A 21,533-nucleotide genomic window follows, 5' to 3' on the forward strand; every position below is an offset into this window, starting at 1 on the left:
AGACCAAGGGAGGCGACAAAGCTATGGATAAAGCAGCGGTGGAGCGGCGGTTTCCTTGTGGTGAAGTGGAGGAATATATAACAAACTATAAGGTAGTCATCATAATCATGCGTCTGTTTTATCTGGCTTTGGCGATGTGGGCCTTTTGGCACTCCCGACATGGCGACATCTGGAACCATCTTATGATTGACTATATTGTCATCGTCTTTTGCCTGTGGCGGATACATCATCAAGGCGATCCGGTGGTGTATATCTGTAATAAAGGGATTGTCATACGGCGAAAGGCGGCAGATTTTTTTGAACGCATTGATATGGTTTGGGATGTAGAAAAATATTATAATTATATACCTTACGGTAACATTGTAGGCTTTACGGCCAACTGGGAAGAAATTCATGTGGCTAACCTCAATGACGGTGGTCTCATGATCATATCGGTGGACCTTCAGTTTTTGCGTTACGCCGATAAAATGCGTTTGCTATCCATCATCGATGATAGAGGGCATAAGGATGATTAAAAAAGAGCTACCCTGTTTTGACAGTCATAGGTAATCAATACTATGTCTGTGGCGGGGTGGCTCTTTTTATTTTTATGAAAAACAAAAATGTAAGACCTTACTACAAATGATTAGACAGGAGGAACCATTAGAGAGGAGGAACCATTAGACAGTACAAACCATTAGATGGTACAAATCATTAGTCGGTATAATTCGCAATGCATGTGATGATGTACCTAGCGATACAGAAGTGATACGAGAGAGAGACGCACAGCGATACGCGCGAGAGACGCAAACCGATACGCACGGTGATACGCAAAACGATACGCGCGAGAGACGCATAGCGATACGCACGGTGATACGCACACCGATACACAAACCGATACGCACAACGGTACGCAAACCGATACGCACGCCGATACCATTCTTAAACTAAACAAAACTAAACTAAACAGTAGGAAAGAAAACCATCAAAGAAAGGAGAGTGCGGTCTGAAAAAAGAATCTTTTATTTTCCTCTTTACAACTTTATTGAAGTAAAGTATAATAGGCCCATGAGTTAACCAAGAGACGCTCTGGCAGCAAAGAATTCGTTCGATAGTAATGAAAGATGTTTGCTCATCCAACACTACCGAGCGGCTAAGCGGTGAGAGGAAGGATTACCTTGACTACAAAGGTAATTGTATGAGATGAAGAAAAGGGAGTGTGACCACCATGAATTGGAAAAAAGTAGTGACATTAGGTATGGCAGCGTTGACATTGGTAGCGTTTACCGCCGGTTGCGGCAGTGATACGAATAAGGCGGATACGCAGACGTTGCCGAAAAAGATTGTTATCGGTCTTGACGACAACTATCCGCCTATGGGATTTCGCGATGAAAAAGGTAATCTCGTAGGCTTTGATATTGATATGGCGAAGGAAGCGGCCAAGCGAGCAGGCATGGAAGTAGAATTCAAACCTATCGACTGGGACAGCAAGGAAGCGGAATTGAAGAGTAAGCATATTGATGTTCTCTGGAACGGTCTTACGGTAACGGAAGAACGCAAACAGAACATGGCATTTACCAAACCGTATTTGAAAGATAAACAAATCATCGTAGTCAGAAAGGATTCTCCGATTAACTCCAAGGAACAGTTGGAAGGTAAAATCGTAGGCACGCAGCAGGGCAGTACCGGTGAAACGGTAATGGAAAAGGATCCGTTCACTAAAAAAATTAAAGAAGTGAAAAAATACGGTGACTATGTAAATGCGTTTATGGATCTTAAATTAGGTCGTATCGATGCCATGGTTGTAGACGGCATCGTAGGTAACTATACAATGAGTAAAGAACCCGGCGAATTCCGTGCGGTAACGGGCAGTGATTACGGCTCCGAAGATAATGCTATCGGCCTTCGCAAGGAAGATACGGCATTGCGTGAAAAACTGAACAGCATCTTAGGCGACATGATGAAAGACGGCACAGCAGATAAGCTGGCAGAAAAATGGTTCGGCACATCTGCGTTGCTCGACAAAGATGCCTATAAATAAAATGGCAGTACCCAAGCGTAGGGAGGCATAGTCCTCCCTATGTTTCATGTAGAGGAGGTTATCATGGATTATTTACTTCATATCGTTCCGATTATTTCCGAAGGTTTGGAAGTAACGGTTTCGTTATTCTTTGTGGTGTTGGTGCTATCGTTGCCATCCGGTATTTTACTGGCTATGCTTCGGTTGTCACCGCTGACGATTGTACGTCGTATCGTTGAGTTTTATGTGTACATCATGCGTGGCACGCCGCTTATGCTTCAGATCTTATTTATTTATTACGGCTTGCCTTTTATTCCTTACATCGGTGTACAGTTAGATGCACCGACGGCGGCAGTGATTTCCTTCGTATTAAACTATGCGGCCTATTTGTGTGAAATTTTCCGCGGCGGTATTCAATCGATTCCGAAAGGGCAATACGAAGGAGCCAAGGTGTTGGGCTTTACCTATGCGCAGACCATGCGTAAAATTATTTTGCCGCAGGTGATTAAGCGCGTGTTGCCACCGCTGGCTAACGAAACGATTAACTTGCTCAAGGATACATCCTTGGTGTATATTTTGGCGATGAACGATGTACTCCGCATCACTCGCGGTATTGTGCAGCGTGATTTTGATACGTCGGCCTTCATCGTGGCCGGGGTCTTTTACTTGATCATGACCTTTGTTTTGACGAATATCTTTAATTACTTAGAAAAACGGTATGCCGTATATGATGAATAGGAGGGCACTATGAGCTTTATTGAAATGAAACATATTGAAAAGAGCTTCGACGGCACACCTGTTCTGAAGGATGTGTCGTTGGCAATGGAAAAGGGGGAAGTCGTGGCGATGATCGGACCGTCCGGTTCCGGTAAATCTACGTTTCTTCGCTGTTTGGGGCAGCTGGAAATTATCGACGGCGGTTCTATTTGTGTAGACGGTACCTATCTGGCTAAGAGCGAAGGCACGGCTAAAGCGGTATATGCGGATAAGGCAACGCAGCAACAATTGCTTTTGCGCATGGGAATGGTATTTCAGCAATTTAATTTATTCCCGCACATGACGGTGTTGGATAATATTTTGATTGCACCGAAGATGGTGAAGGGCATGAAGGAGGCGGATATTCTGCCGACGGCGGAACGGCTTCTTAAAAAAGTAGGCCTATGGGACAAACGGGATGTGTATCCGTCGCGTTTATCCGGTGGTCAAAAGCAACGTGTGGCAATTGCGCGGGCGTTGGCGATGAATCCGGACATTATGCTCTTTGACGAACCGACATCGGCTCTCGACCCGGAGCTGACCGGCGAGGTATTGCGCACGATTAAACAACTGGCGGAAGAACACATGACGATGATTATTGTCACCCATGAGATGGCGTTTGCTCGGGAAGTAGCAGACCGCGTTATCTTTATGGCTGATGGCATCATCCAAGAAGAGGGGACCGCAGAAGAGGTATTCGGTGCTCCGAAATCGCCGCGTACGAAAGCTTTCTTGGATTCTATGCTGTAGGTTTAAAAAGAAAATGAAAAATTTTTTATAAAAAAGAAGGAGTTCATAGGTACGGTAAAGAAATAAATAATATAAAGATTACATGTACAGATACCGGATGGAGTATCCGTTATGGGAGGGATTTATATGACGGTAGAATACAAAACGATTGTTGTTCCGGCAGATGGTTCGGAAAACTCAAAGCGTGCGTTGCAGCATGCCGTATCCATTGCGGAACGCAATAAGGCGCAGCTTGTTGTTGTTCATGTAGCTAACATCGTGTCGGCTATTTCCAATTTTGACCAGACCCCGATCAGCGGTGGCTATGTATCAGAACAGATTGCGGAAGACATGGAAGAAACGGGCAAGGAAATCCTTAACGATGTAGTGAAGGAAGTGCCGGCGGATGTAACGGTGAAGAGCGTATTCGAAGTAGGTTCACCGGGACCGGCTGTGCTTGCTGTGGCAAAGAAATTCAATGCCGATCTTATCGTCATGGGTAGCCGAGGCCTCGGCCCATTGAAAGGCTTATTCATGGGTAGTGTAAGTAGCTATGTAACGAGCCACTCCACATGTCCGGTATTGGTTGTTAAATAAGTATGACGGCAGCTGAAGGCTTTGCTCGTAAGAGCAAAGCCTTTTTTGGAATTACGGGGACAGGTGAGAAAGGAGCGAGCGATGGATACAAAAATACTGCAATGGTTGCGTAGCCGAGTGCCGGAATGGGAAGCAAACGGTTGGCTCAGTGAAGAGGGGGCCCGCGAGATTAGGAATCGGTATTTGGCGGCGCCTATCACCAAGGGGCCGTCTATGACGCGTTTGTTGGTGCTCGCCATGGGATCTATATTGGTAGGCATGGGAATATTTTTGCTCTTTGCCGGGTATTGGTACGGATTTTCACCGAATGGGCGCTTCGATTGGAGCCTGGTTATTGTGGTGCTGTCTCTATTGGTACTGGGGATTGCCGTGGGACATGCCAAGCGCGGCGGCGCGCTTGCAGAAGGGGCAACGTTACTTTTTATGGGTGCGCTTAGTGTGTCGACGTTTCTCATGGCCGATACATACTATACCGGCGAAGCGGTGGGCATCTATGTGCTGATGGTGTTAATGCTTAGTTTGCCGGTTATCTATATCATGGAATCCGGCATCGGCATGATCGTGTATTTATTGGGTGCCCTGGTATGGAGTGTGTCGTCGCATGCGGTGGCAGTTCATGCGGAACCTATCGTGCTGTGGGGGCTGTTGGCATTGGGCGTGCCCTTCTATTGGCATACGATTCAGCGATACAAGGAACGACACTTTCTCTTGCTATGGTTGTCGTGGGCATATATGGCAGCTGCGCTGGGAGCCTTGTTTTTCGTCATTGAGTCATATAATCTGTCGCTGGCTTTGGTACTTGTCGGTGCCTTTGCCAACGGCACGTTTGCCATGGGAAGTCTTTCGCGGAGCAAGGGCATTTGGACATTGCCGTTTCGCGGAATCGGAGCATTGGGACTTTTATATGTAGTCGTGTGCGGTACTTTGCTCAGCACTTGGCAAACGGAAGCGGTGATTACTCCCGGATGGTTTACAGGATTGCTTGCCGTAGTGGGACTGGGCGCTACGCTATATTTGGAACGGCGCTTGTTACAGGCACGATTGGTGACGGAATCGATCATCGGGCTGTGCCCGCTAGTCTTGGCCGGCATCAGCGGAGCCGTTCACGGCGGAGTGTCTCCTTTTATGGCGTCCGCAATCTTTAATGTGTATATCATCTTTTTAGCCATCATCATGTGTATCCGCGGCACGGTAGAAAAGCGGGTAGGTCTTTTCAACGGCTGTGTCGTGATGTGCATTGCCATGATGGGGGCGCGATTCTTCGATCCGGCCTTTACCTTTGTAGAGCGGGGCATTGTATTTCTACTGGTAGGCTTGGCCGTGTTCGGCATTAATGCATTTTATATGTGGCGTAAGCATTTACAGGTACAGCAAGGGAGTCGGCAAACGAACCGACAAACAAATCGGCAAGCAAACCTACAAACAAATCGAATCGGTACAGATGGAAAAGAAAAGACATTGCCGCAACGTGAAGCTGATGACAATACATCTTCGGTTGTGCCGCTGCGCATGACTAAAGGAGAAGGACATCGTATGCTGCGAGAGCCTAAACGTGAGGAAAGCGAAGCGATGAAGGGAGGCGAAGACCATGAAGTATAGAAAATGGATTGTCTTTGCCTTGGTGGCCATCGGTGCCATTGTGTCGCAATTCTTCGTGCAACAACGGTATACAAGCCTACTTCAGGTAGGCAGTGAATATCAGTGGCCGGTGTCTATCAGTCGAAGAGCAAGTTGGATTCCGTCCGACTATTTGCATGTTACTTTTTTGGGTGCCCAAGGCCCGTGGATGGGAGAGCGGGCACCGGTGGAGCAGCAAGAAGCTTATGTTGTGGTAGTGCCCAAGCCCAGCGGATTACTTACGGTTAAGGAAGTTACACCCAATCGACCGGATAGCGGCGAATACATATTGGCTCGTATTACGCGCTATGAAAACGGTATCGCAGAATTTCAGATTCCCTTTGATCGCGTTAAGGTGGATCTCAGTAAAGTGAATCCGCAATTTTATAAAGGCTATAAGGGCACGCTGTTGGCAACGCTAAAAGTGAAAGATGGTCACGGTGTGGTGACGGGCGTTTACTCTAAAGGTGTATCCATCGAGATAGCAAAGCCCGGCAGCATTGAAGAGCAGGAACGAGATAGTCGCATACCCTTGGAAGAGTTGGGAAACGGTGACGGCAAGATAACGCCGCCCGTAGAAGAGTAGCGGAAGACGGAGTATTGGGTATATAATAGTACCGATACTAATTAGAGGAGTGACATGATGGACCTGCGTACAGAAGAAATAGATTATTTGCAATTAGCCGAGTTGTTTAAGGTGCTCGGCGATCCTACACGATTGCGCATCGTGCAGCTGTTGCTTGCGAAGGAGATGTGCGTATCCGATATTGCCGATGCCATGGATATGGGACAGTCTGCCATTTCCCATCAACTGCGCGTGCTCAGACAAGCGCGGCTTGTCACCTTTCGCAAGGAAGGCAAGACGGCATGGTACAGCTTGAACGATGATCATGTGACGGTATTGCTCGAACAAGGCATCGAGCATGTATCACATCAATAGACGAGTAACGTGTCATTATATGAAGGGCTGCTTTGTTCATTGCATGGACTATGAACAGAGCAGTCCTTTTTGCCGTCCTTTTTTAGAAGACAGGTTGCGGTTTTTGGTTGGTGATTACGGGGTGGGAGTGCTATAATAAGATGTTGTATAATAACACAGTTAGGTAACCGAATGAGTGGGGCCGCTGCGGCGGTCATGTGAGGATCTACATGAATTACAATACAATGACATTACAACTGACAGACCCTTTATCCTTTTGGCGTCACTTTGATGGCCGGGAACGGGTCTTTTGGTATGATACACAGAAGCAGCGTTTGATTATCGGTGCCGATCGTCGTGCGGTGCTGCAAACGGAAGCTGATAGTAAGGCGTATCCGTACATATTTTACGGGCGTACCTTTTTTGACACGGCCCGCGGTGATCTGTGGCGAGATATGGGCAATGAAATGATTGCATTCTCCCATTATTACATAGCCGATGCCGACGGTGAGCGCTATATGTATGCGGATGTACCGGAAACGATTGACGATGACCGAACGATACTTCGCACACATCACTATGAGGAACGTACCGATGACTACGAAGCTTGGCAACGATTGTTTACGGCTATTACATCGGCGATTCAAGACGGGCGCATTACTAAAGCCGTAGCCTCCCGCGAGGTGCACTTGGTGGGCGATGAGGATTTTGATGAATGCAGTATTCTCCATCGTCTCGTCAGCAATAATCCGGGATGCTTTATTTTTGGCTACCACAAAGAGGGACGTACCTTCTTGGGGGCATCGCCGGAGATTTTAGTGCAAAAGGAAGGCTCCTGTATTACCAGCTATGCTTTGGCCGGTACAATCGGCAAAACGGCAGAGAATCGCGAGGCGCAGGGACAGCGGTTGCTACAAGATGATAAGAATGTGCGGGAACATGGTATCGTGGTGCGCATGATTACGGAATCTATGAAGCGCTTGGCTTCTTCGGTAACAGCGGGGCCGATGGAATTGATGGAGTTGAAAAATCTGTTTCACCTGCGTACCTTAGTGACTGCCGAGGACAACGAACACAGTTTGTTGGATTGGAGCGGCGTGCTGCATCCGACGCCGGCTATGGGCGGTCAGCCACGGGATGTTTCTCTGAAATTACTCAAGGAGTATGAAGGTCATGAACGCGGACTGTATGCATCCCCGCTGGGCATGTGGGACAGCAAAGGCGACGGCGTATTGGCCGTAGGCATTCGATCGGCCCTTGTTAAAGGCAAGCATATGTATGCGTATGCGGGCTGCGGCATTGTGGACGGATCCGAGTGCGATGAAGAATATACGGAAACGAAGACAAAGCTGAGAACGATAGTGGAGGCCCTGTAATGAATGAGTATTTAGCGTCTGCCGTAGATGAGCTGTATCTGTTAGGCGTTAGGGATGTTGTATTCAGTCCCGGATCACGGTCTACGGCCTTGGCAATTTTGTTTACGGCGTATAAGAAATTTTCTACATATATGAATTTGGACGAACGGTCCGCCGGCTTTTTTGCCCTCGGATTAGCCAAGGCATCACGGCGTCCGGTGGTGTTGGTTTGTACCTCCGGTTCCGCCGGTGCCCATTATTTACCGGCGCTGGCAGAGGCGAAGCACAGTCGCGTACCGCTTATCATCATTACGGCGGATCGTCCGGCGGAATTACGAGCCGTGGGAGCGCCGCAGACGATGAAGCAGGCAAATTTGTTCGGTGAGTTCGTTGCTTACTACGAAGAACTGGCGGCCCCCACAGAAAGTACGCCAAACGTGTATCCGCGAACGGTGATTCAAAAAGCCGTGCTGGCTGCTACAGATGTAGCCCCGGCACCGGTGCATATTAATGTTCCCGTCAGCGAACCGTTGATGCCGGATACAGATGAATCACATTTTACTATGGGACGCAGCCAGCGCGGATTTCGTATTATACCGGGCCAGATGACAGCGGCGTTGCCGGAACTTCCCGTAGGTCGGCGCGGTTTATTTTTATGCGGGCCCGATTATCGAGGGGATAGCTATGCGGCTGACATAGTGAAGCTGGCCGAAGCATGGCAGGTGCCCATATTGGCGGATCCGCTATCACCGGTGCGGCGCTTTACGCATTCGCACATTATAGACAGCTATGATGCGTTCTTATCGTCTGATGAGGTAAAGGCCGATATAAAACCGGATTTTATGGTGCTGTTCGGACAGATTCCTGTATCAAAACGGGTCCAGCAGTTTATGCGTCTTCACAATGATGTACTATGCGTGCAGGTGGATCCGGCAGTGGAGTATCGCAATGCGGCCTTGACTACGAATGTAGTGGTGCGCAGCGATGTAGCTTTGTTTTGTCGTGAGGTATTAGCGCAAATGTTGCCTACGGATGTAACGGAAGCAACGGCGTACACAGCTCGTTGGCAAGAGTATCAAAGACGAATGCGTACGCAACTATCTACCGTAGCGTCGGAGCCGTTCCTTTTTGAAGGGCGCATCATTAGCTTGCTCCAGAAACAGATGCCCAAGGATAGTCGCTTGTTGGCAGCAAATAGTATGACCATTCGCGACATGGATTACTTCTGGACAGCCGGTTCGGCGGATGTAGAACTATTGGGCAATCGCGGCGTTAACGGAATTGATGGTACGGTGTCGACGGCGTTGGGAATAGCGGCGGCCGGTAAACGCACTGTTATGGTTACCGGTGACTTATCGTTTCTACATGATATGAACGGTCTTATCATGGGGAAAACACATCGGATTCCGTTGGTAATCGTTCTGTTCAATAATGATGGTGGCGGTATTTTTGAATATCTGCCGCAGCGGGAATCACCGCACTTTGATTATTTGTTTGCTACGCCGCACGGGCTTGATTTCGGCGGCTTGGCACAGCTTACAGGTTTGCGGTATTGTAAGGCGGAGTCGTATGAAGCATTTAATCGCACGTTGGCGGAAGCGTTAAGCGGCGATGATATATATTTGATTGAAGTGCCCACCGATCGGGCACGCAGTAGAGAGTTACATAGAAAGTATACGGTGATGCGATGAGTCATGAACTTTATACGAGCGAAGCTTTAATAGGAGATGATTACGAGGCAATGGCACTGGAGGAATCGTTGCGCGAAGGACAGGGAACCTGTATCGGCATAGACAGTAAGGAATATTATGTGCATATGCATGGGGATAAGCACGGCGTGCCGCTGATTTGTTTTCATGGTTTTGGCGAGGATGGACGCACTTGGGATCAACTGACATTGCCCGGTTTCCGTATCTATGCCATTGATATGATGGGGCATGGTAAGACTTCGGTACCGTGGAGTCCGGCATCGTACGATTCGGATATTATATTGGATGATTTACAATTTCTTTGTACAGTCATCAGCCGGAGAAAGCCTTTCGTACTATTAGGTTACTCTATGGGCGGGCGCCTGGCTTTACAAATGGCATTGGAGTATCCCGACTTGCCCTATCGTGCGTTGATTCTCGAGTCGGCATCGCCGGGTATTAAGGATAGACATGATCGATTGCAACGGTGCATAAAGGATGCGGGATTGGCGGCTAGGATAGAGTCGCATGGGGCAATATGGTTTGCGAACTACTGGGAAAAGTTACCTATCTTTGAAACGCAACGCCATTTGCCACCGGCCGTACAGGCGGCTATTAGGCAACGCCGTTGTGAGGTATCGCCGCACGGCCTTGCCGGCATGCTTCGCGGTGCAGGGCAGGGAATGTTCCTTTATGCAGGCAATAAGCTGAATAGACTGAAGATGCCCACTCTTTATATCAGCGGAGAGCTGGATGAAAAATATGATACGATTCGGCGCGAGGTGTATGCGCAGTGGCCAAATATTACGACAACGTCTGTTGCCGGTGCGGGGCATAATGTGCATGTAGAAAAGCCGGAGGAATTTGCCGAGATTGTCGGCTTATTCTTAGGCTGTTAACACAATTACTATCTTTCATATAGATATGACAGAATGTATAAGGAGGTCATGGTATGAGCAAATTTAACTGGCAAGTATTGGACAGAGGGTATGAGGATGTCATTTATGAAACCTATAATGGCATTGCTAAAATTACCATTAATCGTCCGGAAGTACGCAATGCATTCCGCCCTAAAACAGTAGTGGAACTGATTGATGCGTTTACGGTAGCCCGCGATGATGCGGAAGTAGGTGTTATTATTCTGACCGGTGCCAACCATGGACAGGGTGAGGATAAGGAAGCGTTCTGCTCCGGCGGCGACCAACGCGTTCGCGGTAATGGCGGTTATGTCGGTGAAGACCGTATTCCTCGTTTGAACGTGCTCGATTTACAGCATTTAATTCGCATTACGCCGAAACCGGTTATTGCTATGGTTAACGGCTATGCAATCGGTGGCGGTCATGTGCTTCATATCGTATGTGACTTGACCATTGCTTCGGAAAATGCGAAGTTCGGGCAAACCGGTCCGCGTGTAGGATCCTTTGATGCCGGTTACGGTGCCGGTTACTTGGCTCGTTTGGTAGGTCATAAAAAGGCTCGCGAAATTTGGTTCCTTTGCCGCCAATACACGGCGCAGCAGGCATTGGACATGGGGCTTGTCAATACGGTGGTACCTTTCGATAAGTTAGAAGAAGAAACGGTGAAATGGTGTGAAGAAATTTTACAGCTTTCCCCGATGGCGTTACGTTTCTTGAAGGCATCCTTTAATGCCGATACGGACGGTTTAGCAGGTTTGCAGCAGCTCGGCGGTGACGCAACCCTTCTTTACTACACAACGGATGAAGCCAAGGAAGGCCGCGACGCATTTAAGGAAAAACGCAAACCGGACTTCAAGCAATTCCCGAAATTCCCTTGATGGTGAGGTGCAGTCATGGAATGGCTTCGACGATGGGCGGTTGAACGGCCGTCGGCACTCTTTTTAAATGAGTGGACCTATGGTGATGTGTACGAAGCGACGATAGCGGTGGCTACCTACTTGCAAGAGGCATTGGAAGGGCAGCGGCGTGTGGCACTTCGAGCAGAAAACTCCGTTGCTATGGCGGTCACTTTATTTGCGGCGCTATTGTGCGGTAAGGAAGTGCTGACGATAAATACGCATTTGACGGCGGGCGAGGTGGCGGATCAGATGCAAACGTTAGAGATTACCAGCTTGCTAACCGTAGCCGGGGATGTCCCGTGGAATGGAATCGAGGACATTTCAGCAATGGGACTTCATAGTTTACATATAACCGTGCCGACACGCTCATCAAAAGCGGCAGAGAAACGCGATGCGTTAACGGCAGCCGGCGGTAAAACGGTGATGCCGAATTCACCGGCAAACACGTCCTTTTGTTGGCAGCCGGATGATAAGGCAATAGCGGTGATTATGAATACCAGTGCGACTACGGGACGCTTTAAATCGGTACCTATTCGTTGGGGACAGATTCGCGCGCATGTAGCGGCATCGGCGGAGGTTATCGGTGTCGAAGCCGAGGATAACTGGCTTGTTGTGTTACCGATGTTCCATGTGTCGGGATTGTCCATTATACTTCGTACCCTTTACAATGGTACGGCGGCCACGATTATGCGCAAGTATGAAGAAGGTCCGGTACTGAAGGTTATCGGCGCAGGTAAGGTGAATATGATTTCCTTGGTGCCTACGATTTTACAGCGAATTATTGAAGCCGTGCCGGCACATGGTTTGCGGATGATTCTCTTAGGCGGTGAATTTATTCCTCAGCCTTTGATTAAGCGGTGCTTGGAAAAACGATTACCTGTATATAAAACATACGGTATGACGGAAAGCTTTGCACAAAGTGCGACTTTTAATATTTTAGCGTATCCCCATAAATTGGCGGCGGTGGGTAAGCCCTTGCCGGGCGTAACAATTACCGTTAAGAATCAGGACAGCCACGGTGTCGGTGACATATGGATACAGTCGCCAATGTTGATGACGGGGTATTTGGGAAAGAAACCATTATCGCCGGAAGGTCTTAATACCGATGATATTGGTTATATTGATGAGGATGGCTTTTTATATTTGTTAAATCGCCGCAAGGATATTATCATCTCCGGCGGAGAAAATATTTATCCTAAAGAATTGGAAGATACCTTATATGAACTGGACGGCTTGGAAGAATGTGCGGTCATACCGGTAGCAGACGCACATTGGGGACAGGTACCGGCATTGTTTTATGCCGGTACGGTAGCACCGGAGGCAGTACGTGATTTTTTGGCAAACCGTTTGGCGCGGTATAAGTTGCCGAAGTACATACGACAGATTGCGAGTCTGCCGAAAAATGCATCCGGTAAAGTACTGCGAGGCGAGCTACACCTATGAAGGACAGCGATAATGTACGGTTCGTTGCCGCATCGGCAGAGAACTATGACAATGACGGTGCATCTGTACCGACAGCGGTGCAGGTTGCCCGAGTGACTGTACGACACGTTGTGCTGCCGATGAAATTTGCCTTTGTTACGGCAAAAGGGAGGCTGGCGCAGCGCGACACTTTATGTGTGACAGTTACCGATAACACAGGACTTACGGGCTATGGTGAGATAGTGGCTTTTACGACACCGTTTTATACGGCAGAAACGCTGGATACGGCGTGGTCACTGTGCACCGAGTGCATCGGTCCGCGCTTAGTGGGGTACCGTATAACGAATCCGGAACAGGTAGCCGACGATATAGTGCGATTAATCGGTAGCGACGCCTATCCAATGACAACGGCGGGCGTTGAAAATGCGCTGTTGGATCTATACTATAGGAAGTTGGGTCAGCCTATGGTAAGCACCTTTTTCGGTGAGCCTCTTACGCCGATGATTGCGTCGGGGGTTGTCATCGGAGACATGGCGCTGGATGACATGTTGGCAAAGGTGAGACGAGAAGTTGAGAAGGGATGTAAACGTATTAAATTGAAGATTAATCCATCGGATGCGGTAGAACGGGTGAGCTTGGTGCGCCGCACTTTTCCGGAGATTACATTGGCAGCGGATGCGAATCGCAGCTTTCATGTCAGTGAATGGCCGTTGATACAGGCACTGGCACCGTATAAGCTGGCGTGTGTTGAAGAACCGCTGGATGCGGATGTGTCGGTGCTGGGAAAATTGCGGCAAGATACGCCGTCAAGCACACCTATTTGCCTTGATGAAAGCGTGCAATCCATGGATGATTTACGACGGGCACACCGTGCAGGTGCCTTGGACGTGCTCAATGTTAAAATCGGTCGTCTCGGCGGCTTAGTACGGGCGAAGGAAATCATTCACTATTGCCGGAGGCAGCATATCGCCTATTGGATTGGAAGTATGGTAGAAAGCGGAATATCTAAGTGGCTGCATGTACAGTTGGCAGCATTACCGGATACGTATATGGCCGGCGATTTGTCGGATTCCGCCAGATATTTTGAAAAGGATGTGATATGTCCGGATATCGCATTCAGTGAAGGATCTATGCAGGTGCCTACAGGTATAGGCTCGGGGGCCGTTGTGGATGAAGCTGTGCTGAATCAGTATACGCAGCGGCAGGTAACTTTTACGCCATGAAAAAGAGAGGAGCGAGACCGATGAAGTCGTTAGTAGAGCAGCTTACTATTGAATATGTGCGTTGTACGGAAACGGGATTGGAAAGTCGTATGAAACTAGGTCCCTTCCATGCACAGCCGTTCGGTTATTTGAACGGCGGCGCCACGATTGCATTCTGCGAAGCTATCGCCGGTATGGCCTCAAATGAGATTGAAAGAGGAGAGTATCTGGGGGTGGGACAGTCCGTTACGGCACATCATGTGCGACCTAAAAAGGCGGAAGGGACTGTTACCGCAATCGGAGAACTGTTGCATCGCGGTAAGCGCAGTCATGTATGGTCTATTCGCGTCGTTGACGAGGAGGATCGATTGATCTCGCAGGTTACGGTTGTAAACGCCCTGATTGCAGCGAACTAACTCAGTGTTACGGTCGATGTGAATTGGAGGTTTTTTTATGGCTACCGAAGAGGTAAAAACAGAGCTTCACGAGCCAATTATGTCGCCTCAAAAGGAATACGTGGAAATCAACGGCTACGTTGTATTTTGGGGCTTGTTTTATGCTGCTTTGTTTGCGTTGGCAGTAGGGTATTTATGTCTTAAAATCGGTCAGACCGTCGATGCGTTTGCACCGGTATCGGTATTGGCTATGGGCATGGCGGTTATGTTCAAACGCAAAAATGCATTCCCGGAAACGGTGCATATCCAAGCCATTGCTAGCTCCGGCACAAATGTGTTGTGCGGGGCCATGTTTATTTTGCCGGCTATTTATATTTTGAAAATGCCGAGCTTATCCTTCTTCCAGATGATTGTGCCGATTATTCTCGGCGGTCTTTTGGGTGTGTTCCTGTCCGTTATGTTCCGGCGGTATTTCTGTGAAGAAATGAATTCCGTATATCCGTTCCCGGCCGGTCGTGCCGCTGCAGAAGTATTGAGCAGCTCTGAAGGCAGTAAGGCAAAGCTGATGATTGTCAGCGGTACCTTGGCTATGGCATACGACTTTGTATTGAACAGCTTAGGATGGTGGAAGGAAGGGATTTCTTCGGCTGCTTTTTCCTGGGGACAGGTACTGGAAGATAAATTAAAGCTGAGCTTCGGTCTTGATAGTGATGCGGCCTTGCTCGGTATCGGTTACTTTACGGGGTTGCGTTACGCAGCTATTATTGCGGCCGGTTCCTTCTTCTCCTGGTTTGTATGCGTGCCGATTGTATACTACTTAGGTGGTACGCATCCGATGGTGATTGATGGTCAGACGGTGATGTTGGCGGATGCACCGGTACGTGCCGTATTCAGCAACTATGTACGTCATGTAGGTATCGGTATGCTGGCTATGGCCGGGGTCATCGGTCTTTTGACAATGGCCGGTGTAGTTAAGGATGTTGTCGTTCGTGCGTTAAAAGATATTTTTACGCCGAATAAGACAGTGCAGGTAGAAATCTTGCGCACGCAGCGCGATTTACCGATGTCCGTATTGGCATTAGGTATTATTGCTACTGTCGTTTTATTTGCTATTTTCTTCCATATTTATTACGCGCAAACTTTCTTACAGACTATTTTAGCCTTCCTTATCGTTTTGATTTTGGGATTCCTGTTGTCTGTAGTAGGTATCAGTTCTATCGCTTTTACCGGTAACGAACCGGTATCGGGTATGACCATCTTTATGATTATTCTCTCGGCGGTAGTATTGGCTTCTACCGGTATGACCGGTGATGTCGGTATCATTGCAATCTTAATGATGGCAGCGTTCCTGGGTACCACTATTGGTGTAGCCGGTAACTTTATGTCGGAATTGAAGGTAGCCTACTTGGTAGGTGCTACGCCGAAACGCATGCAGCTGTGGCAGTTGGTAGGTGTTATCGTATCTGCTGTTGTGTCCGTAGGCGTATTGCTCTTGTTAAATCATGCATATGGATTTACCGGTCCGGATGCATTGCCGGCACCGCAGGCAAATGCGATGGCAGCTATTGTTCAGCCGCTTATGTCCGGCGGTAGCGCTCATTGGCCGTTGTATATGGCCGGTGCTCTTTTCGCCGTTGTACTCTGGATGATTGGTGTGCCGCCGTTGGCTTTTGCCCTTGGTAGTTACTTGCCAATGGAAATCAACTTACCGGTCTTGGTAGGCGGCTTGATTTCTCATTTGGTATCTCACAGCAGTGATGATAAGGATACTAATGAATTGCGCCTCAGTGAAGGCAGCACCATTGCATCCGGCTTTGTAGCCGGCGGTGCTATCGGCAGTTTAATCAGTGCGGTATTGCGCATTGCCGGTATCGACTGGTTTGCTAAGGCATGGCATGCTACCCAAGGTGCTACGTATTTGGGCATCGTAATGTACTTAGTACTTTGCGTGTTCATGTATAAGGTAGCGGTAAAGGTAAAAGCTAAGTTATAATAACAAAAATAGCCCTCTCCCACTAGGAGGCTCGGTCTTGCGAAGAGCCTCCACGCAGGAGAGGGTTTATTTTTTTATATTCTCTTATATCGGAAAAAGGTAATAGGCAAAGAGTATGGCTAGTGGCATGGTGACGGCCGAGAAAAGGGTGGTGGCCATGACGATTTGCGTAGCCAACTCCGGATGATTTTTCATTTCAAAGGCGATGAGGGCCGTGTTTACCGCGGAAGGTACGCTATAGCTAATGATGATAGCCTGGGCAGAGATAGGATGCACCGGTGAATAGAGGGTGATAAACAAGAGCATCAAGGTGGCAGCAATAATCGGACCGCCGATGAGGCGTAAGGCCGTAGCGACCATAACGTCTTTCTTTATAAAATTCAAAGGAGTGCGACTCATTTGTACACCTAAGGTCATCATAGCCATACCAACGAAGGCATGAGAGAAGATGCTCAGCGGTGACCAAACCATAAGAGTGGTAAGATCGTAGGGAATCCAGCGCGCCAGAACAGCAGCGGGGGCTACATATAACACCGGCATATGAAAGACCATGCGCAATGCATCGCGTTTAGTCAGTACGCCGACACCGGCTTGATAAAAGCCCAGCGTATTACAGCTGATGGTTTGGATGATAAAAGAAGCGATAATGGCGACGATGCCTACTTCCACATAAGGTGTTTTGCCGTTGACGATGTATGGTACATTGGAAAATACAAAGGTGGCAATGGCAATCCCTATATTGCCTCCATTGTTAAACATGGTAGCATTGCGGATGATCTGGGTTTTCTTCAAATCATAGCCCAGCAGTTTACTGACGCCGACACCAACATAACTGTTGCTGATTAAGATGAGCAGGGCACAGAAGAAAATTTCGATACTTTCCGTTGTTAAATGAGCCGTGTAAATTTGAGTGAATACGTAGGTAGGTAAGAGAATAAAAAAATTCAGCTTACTTAAGGTACGTAAATCCAATGTAAATAATTTATCCAATATAAAGCCGGCGAATACCATAATGAGAATCGGCATAATGCTGGTCCAAAAAATATGTATAAACAGTTCCATACATGACTTCCTTCCTAAGAGAGGGACAACCTCTGTTAATTCTATACCTACACTTGTTATTTATACTATATCACAGTGAAGTAAGAATAAAAATATATTAATTTCCTATAGCCGGTATGAAAATATGTACTGCCTACATTCTTTAGTGAGATACTATCATAATGTAGTACCCATAGAAAAGAGAATGCATATAGCCTGTGATTAGCAAAGATAATTAACTGACAATTTATGCCTATGTGATGAATGAGACGTGCGGAACTGCGTGTTTTGTAGTAATATGGATATGAACAGATAAATATATATTGTGCTCTGCTTTTAGAAAGACTGCGATGGCGTATATGATATGGTGATGAGCAGAGCATCAGAGTCGATACGATAAGGAGGTAGTGAGATGAATAAGAAATGGTTGGGGGTAGCATTAAGTGCGTTGTTATTGGTAACGGCCGGTTGCGGGCAAAGCGATGACACAAAAAAAGCGGATGTTTCAAAAGAAACTATTACGGTATCAGCAGCAGCCAGCATGCAGGCAGCTATGAACGAGTTGAAGGATGATTACGTGAAGGCACATCATTTGGATGCTTCCCAGATCGCAATTAATTACGGCGGTTCCGGTACGCTGCGGCAGCAAATTGAGCAGGGGGCACCTACGTCCATTTTTATTTCGGCTAACGAAAGTAATATGAAGCTGTTACAAGATAAGAATTTGGTGGAAAAGGTAAAGCCTTTGACGGCGAACTCATTGGTACTTATCGTTCCCAAAGGTAAGCAGGCCTATAAAATCAGTGATTTAGGAAATGTAAATCGCTTGGCTATCGGCGCGGTTGAAACGGTACCGGCCGGTAAGTATGCAGAAGAAAGTCTTAAAAAATTAGGTGTATGGGAACAAGTACAACCTAAGCTGGTATATGCGAAGGATGTAAAAGCAGTAACCGCTTATATTGCGGAAGCAACAGCGGATGCAGGATTTGTGTATAAGACGGATGCCATGGCTTCCAAGGATCGCGTTGTCATTACCGATACGGCTCCGGCAGACAGTCACAAGCCAATTATCTATCCTATTGCGTTAGTAACAAAGAACGAAAATCAATTGGCTAAGGATTTTTATGCGTATCTGACCAGTGCCGAAGCACAACAGATTTTACAGAAGTACGGATTTACCAGTGTACCGAATACAGCAAAATAAATGCATAGCGGTAGCTAGCAAGGAGTAGTTATAAACTATGAGTCCATTATGGTTGTCGCTGGAGGTTGCTCTCCTGGCATTAGTACATATTATCGTAGTGGGCCTGCTGCTGAATTATATATTGAAGCGGTATGATGTGAAAGGCAAGGCACTCATCGATTCGGTGTTGACCTTGCCTTTAGTTTTGCCGCCGGTAGTAGTGGGCTTTGCGTTGTTAGTTATTTTTTCCCCCGGCGGAGCCTTTGGTGCGTGGCTGCAGTCCATAGGAATACAGGTGGTATTCAGCAAAATGGGGGCTGTATTGGCATCATCGATCATCGGCTTTCCATTATTTTATCAGACAGTGCGGGCAGCGCTAAGTTCGATTGATCCCGCTGTAGAAGATGTGGCTCGTACCTTGGGTGCTTCGGAACTGCGGATTTTCTTTACTATTTCTATTCCCTTGGCTTGGAAGGGAATTGTGACGGGGGCTATTTTGGCATTTAGTCGAGCATTGGGGGAATTCGGTGCGACGATTTTAATTGCCGGTAATATTCCGGGGCTTACACGGACCATGCCGCTGGCTATTTATTCTTTAGTGGAAGTAGGCGATTACAGCGGAGCCTTTGCTATTGTCGTTTATATCTGCGCGCTTACGCTGGGTTTGTTGTGGAGTGTACATCTTATTACCAAGGGCGGTTTATTCGGACAGCGACGCTGATATAATTGTTCTGATCGTTTTGAAGTAAGCATTTTGGGTGTTAGTGTTATTGGTGTTAGTATTACTAGTGTTAGTATTATTAGTGTTACTATTTTTAGTAGTGTTGCTGTTTTGAGCGCTAGTCGTTTTAAAGTTAACGGTGCGACGTTGAAGGATGAAGAAATAAGGAGCGATGGAGTTTGATATCTTTTGCAATAACAGTGCAGCGCCCAACGCTGTTAATACAGGCAGAGGGCGTATTGGATACCGGGATTACTACACTAACCGGTTCTTCGGGAAGCGGCAAGTCTACCATCATCAAATCGCTGGCCGGTTTGGTACGCCCTACTACGGGATGTATTATCCGCAATGATGAGGTATGGGTGGATACGACAAAGAATATTTTTCTGGCTCCGCAGCAACGCTTTGTAGGTTATATGCCTCAGGGAAATATTGTTTTTCCACACATGTCGGTATATCACAATATTACCTATAGCAAACGCGGTGATGAAGCGTTACTATCCCATATTATGAATCGCTTGGGACTTGGTAAGTACAAAGATATAAAGGCAGGCACATTATCGGGCGGTGAGCAACAGAGGGTAGCATTAGGGCGTGCTCTATATGCTAAGCCGGTCATACTGCTTTTGGATGAACCGTTGTCGGCATTAGATTGGAATTTGCGGGAACAGGTACGCCGGGATTTGGTAGATATTATCGGTGAATGGCAGATCCCCTGCTTATGGGTTACTCATGATAAAAATGAAGCTGATGAGGTAGGACAACAGCGATGGCATTGTGAGGCAGGGCAGTTATATACAGAATAAACAGAATGAGAAGCTTATAGATATGAAAAAGACCGACGATGGAAAACCACCGTCGGTCTTTTAGTATGCACTTGCATACATGTAATGCCACTTGGCTATATTATTATATAGTATTGCAACCTTGCGTTCACTATAATCAAGCTACTTAGTAGTTAGAATTAGAGAAGAACGTCGCTATGCTGGGAGAAGTAAGCCTGCGGATGAGCACATACCGGGCAAACCTGCGGAGCTTCGTTACCTACATGAATGTAACCGCAGTTAGCGCAAATCCAAGCAACTGGCTGTTCGCGTTTGAACACTTTACCGCCGTTTACATAGCTAAGAAGATCGTTGTAGCGTTCTTCATGACGAGCTTCGATGTTACCAACCTGTTCGAAGAGGTAAGCGATTTTAGCAAAGCCTTCTTCTTTAGCTACTTTAGCGAATTCCGGATACATTGTAGTGTGTTCGTAGTTTTCACCGGCAGCAGCGTCTTTCAAGTTAACAGCTACGTCAGCGTTAACGTCGCCACCCTGGAGAAGTTTGAACCAGATTTTAGCATGAGCGCTTTCGTTCAAAGCGGTTTCTTCGAAGTAATCAGCGATTTTGTTCAAGCCTGCTTTACGAGCTGCAGCAGCATAATACGTGTATTTACGGTTAGCCTGGGATTCACCAGCAAATGCAGCCTGTAAGTTCTGTTCAGTTTTAGTTCCTTTTAATTCTGACATGATAATCTCTCCTTTATGCACTCACATAAACAACAATACATACAAACTTTTAGAATGTAGTAAACAATTCAAATTAATGAATAATCATTGTTGATTACATTATAGGACATAGAAATGAGAAAAGCAAGTCTTTTTTATCGAATTTTATAAATTTATTTTCAAATGATAATGCTTATCAATGTAGATTTCATCTATGTTTCGGGAATACGTAATAGTAATATGATAATCTATACTCTGATTTTATTAAATGAGAATTAATATCATAGTAAAGAATCCTCTATTGATAATTAACGGAATATATTCTTTATATACCATTCAATGAGGTAACTTGATACGCTTTATAATAAGATAACCTACGTTACCGTAACCCAGTTTATGTCAGAATCCGGTTTGTGCTAGCGTAGATTAGGAAATCTAAAAGATAAGCGAAAGGATATAACTGCAATAAGCAAATTATGTTGCGTGGCTGGACGAAGTAGATTATGACAAGAAAGATGAAGCGGGTAAGGGCGTATTGAATTTTGCATAGAGAAAATAAGAGTGTTACAATAAGAAAGTAATAAGGTAGCGTATCGTGTAGGAGGCAG

The 21,533-nt window shown here is 47.0% G+C and carries 21 protein-coding genes; 19 read left to right on the top strand and 2 right to left on the bottom strand.

Annotation, left to right across the window (positions count from 1 at the left end; translation table 11 throughout):
- The first annotated feature begins 23 nt into the window (after window positions 1-23).
- The 16 genes from Q5873_RS02855 (at window position 24) to Q5873_RS02930 (ending at window position 16,488) form a co-directional block, all read left to right on the top strand.
- The gene (locus tag Q5873_RS02855) at window positions 24-515 is read left to right on the top strand and encodes a hypothetical protein (RefSeq protein WP_028254477.1); all 492 of its coding nucleotides are present in this window, start codon (window positions 24-26) and stop codon (window positions 513-515) included.
- Between the two features lie 692 nt (window positions 516-1,207).
- Window positions 1,208-2,020, top strand: coding sequence for an amino acid ABC transporter substrate-binding protein (locus tag Q5873_RS02860; protein WP_028254478.1), 813 nt, complete (start codon window positions 1,208-1,210; stop codon window positions 2,018-2,020).
- Window positions 2,021-2,083: 63 nt separating this feature from the next.
- Window positions 2,084-2,737 (top strand): amino acid ABC transporter permease, encoded by a 654-nt coding sequence (locus Q5873_RS02865; protein WP_038154596.1) that lies wholly within the window; start codon window positions 2,084-2,086, stop codon window positions 2,735-2,737.
- Between the two features lie 9 nt (window positions 2,738-2,746).
- Window positions 2,747-3,505: an amino acid ABC transporter ATP-binding protein gene (locus Q5873_RS02870; protein ID WP_288190109.1), complete on the top strand. Its 759-nt coding sequence runs from the start codon at window positions 2,747-2,749 to the stop codon at window positions 3,503-3,505.
- A gap of 126 nt (window positions 3,506-3,631) precedes the next feature.
- The gene (locus Q5873_RS02875; RefSeq protein ID WP_038154598.1) at window positions 3,632-4,081 is read left to right on the top strand and encodes a universal stress protein; all 450 of its coding nucleotides are present in this window, start codon (window positions 3,632-3,634) and stop codon (window positions 4,079-4,081) included.
- 81 nt (window positions 4,082-4,162) lie between these two features.
- Window positions 4,163-5,680 carry a DUF2157 domain-containing protein gene (locus Q5873_RS02880; RefSeq protein ID WP_303059158.1) on the top strand — a complete coding sequence of 506 codons (1,518 nt, stop codon included), beginning with the start codon at window positions 4,163-4,165 and terminating at the stop codon, window positions 5,678-5,680.
- Window positions 5,670-6,284 (top strand): hypothetical protein, encoded by a 615-nt coding sequence (locus Q5873_RS02885; protein ID WP_028254483.1) that lies wholly within the window; start codon window positions 5,670-5,672, stop codon window positions 6,282-6,284. The genes Q5873_RS02880 and Q5873_RS02885 overlap by 11 nt, the downstream gene beginning before the upstream one ends.
- 57 nt (window positions 6,285-6,341) lie before the next feature.
- Complete coding sequence (locus Q5873_RS02890; protein ID WP_156886119.1) at window positions 6,342-6,638, top strand: ArsR/SmtB family transcription factor; 297 nt, start codon at window positions 6,342-6,344, stop codon at window positions 6,636-6,638.
- A 209-nt stretch (window positions 6,639-6,847) separates the two neighbouring features.
- The gene (locus Q5873_RS02895) at window positions 6,848-7,993 is read left to right on the top strand and encodes an isochorismate synthase (protein ID WP_303059159.1); all 1,146 of its coding nucleotides are present in this window, start codon (window positions 6,848-6,850) and stop codon (window positions 7,991-7,993) included.
- Window positions 7,993-9,663, top strand: coding sequence for a 2-succinyl-5-enolpyruvyl-6-hydroxy-3-cyclohexene-1-carboxylic-acid synthase (gene menD / locus Q5873_RS02900; protein ID WP_303059160.1), 1,671 nt, complete (start codon window positions 7,993-7,995; stop codon window positions 9,661-9,663). Before Q5873_RS02895 ends, menD begins: the two co-directional genes overlap by 1 nt.
- 50 nt (window positions 9,664-9,713) lie before the next feature.
- Window positions 9,714-10,559, top strand: coding sequence for a 2-succinyl-6-hydroxy-2,4-cyclohexadiene-1-carboxylate synthase (gene menH, locus Q5873_RS02905; protein WP_288190114.1), 846 nt, complete (start codon window positions 9,714-9,716; stop codon window positions 10,557-10,559).
- A 53-nt stretch (window positions 10,560-10,612) separates the two neighbouring features.
- The gene (menB, locus tag Q5873_RS02910) at window positions 10,613-11,455 is read left to right on the top strand and encodes a 1,4-dihydroxy-2-naphthoyl-CoA synthase (protein ID WP_028254488.1); all 843 of its coding nucleotides are present in this window, start codon (window positions 10,613-10,615) and stop codon (window positions 11,453-11,455) included.
- Between the two features lie 15 nt (window positions 11,456-11,470).
- Complete coding sequence (gene menE / locus Q5873_RS02915; protein WP_303059161.1) at window positions 11,471-12,919, top strand: o-succinylbenzoate--CoA ligase; 1,449 nt, start codon at window positions 11,471-11,473, stop codon at window positions 12,917-12,919.
- Window positions 12,916-14,121, top strand: a complete 1,206-nt coding sequence (gene menC / locus Q5873_RS02920) for an o-succinylbenzoate synthase (RefSeq protein ID WP_303059162.1) — start codon at window positions 12,916-12,918, stop codon at window positions 14,119-14,121. Before menE ends, menC begins: the two co-directional genes overlap by 4 nt.
- Window positions 14,122-14,141: 20 nt before the next feature.
- Window positions 14,142-14,516 carry a PaaI family thioesterase gene (locus Q5873_RS02925; RefSeq protein WP_028254491.1) on the top strand — a complete coding sequence of 125 codons (375 nt, stop codon included), beginning with the start codon at window positions 14,142-14,144 and terminating at the stop codon, window positions 14,514-14,516.
- Window positions 14,517-14,553: 37 nt separating this feature from the next.
- Complete coding sequence (locus tag Q5873_RS02930; protein ID WP_028254492.1) at window positions 14,554-16,488, top strand: OPT family oligopeptide transporter; 1,935 nt, start codon at window positions 14,554-14,556, stop codon at window positions 16,486-16,488.
- Window positions 16,489-16,572: 84 nt separating this feature from the next.
- On the opposite strand, the gene Q5873_RS02935 is transcribed toward Q5873_RS02930, so the two are convergent.
- Window positions 16,573-17,550, bottom strand: coding sequence for an AEC family transporter (locus Q5873_RS02935; RefSeq protein ID WP_303059163.1), 978 nt, complete (start codon window positions 17,548-17,550; stop codon window positions 16,573-16,575).
- Window positions 17,551-17,941: 391 nt separating this feature from the next.
- On the opposite strand from Q5873_RS02935, the gene modA reads away from it, so the two are divergent.
- The 3 genes from modA (at window position 17,942) to Q5873_RS02950 (ending at window position 20,239) form a co-directional block, all read left to right on the top strand.
- Window positions 17,942-18,733 (top strand): molybdate ABC transporter substrate-binding protein, encoded by a 792-nt coding sequence (modA, locus tag Q5873_RS02940; RefSeq protein WP_303059164.1) that lies wholly within the window; start codon window positions 17,942-17,944, stop codon window positions 18,731-18,733.
- A gap of 37 nt (window positions 18,734-18,770) precedes the next feature.
- Entirely contained in the window at window positions 18,771-19,433 is a 663-nt protein-coding gene (gene modB / locus Q5873_RS02945; protein WP_028254495.1) for a molybdate ABC transporter permease subunit, read from the top strand.
- Between the two features lie 179 nt (window positions 19,434-19,612).
- Entirely contained in the window at window positions 19,613-20,239 is a 627-nt protein-coding gene (locus Q5873_RS02950; RefSeq protein WP_205087556.1) for an ATP-binding cassette domain-containing protein, read from the top strand.
- A 158-nt stretch (window positions 20,240-20,397) separates the two neighbouring features.
- Here Q5873_RS02950 and rbr read toward each other — a convergent pair whose 3' ends face one another.
- Window positions 20,398-20,946 carry a rubrerythrin gene (gene rbr / locus Q5873_RS02955; protein ID WP_028254497.1) on the bottom strand — a complete coding sequence of 183 codons (549 nt, stop codon included), beginning with the start codon at window positions 20,944-20,946 and terminating at the stop codon, window positions 20,398-20,400.
- Window positions 20,947-21,533: the final 587 nt, after the last annotated feature.

The sequence above is a fragment of the Veillonella magna genome, from assembly GCF_959600285.1.
GTDB classification, from domain to species: domain Bacteria; phylum Bacillota; class Negativicutes; order Veillonellales; family Veillonellaceae; genus Veillonella_A; species Veillonella_A magna.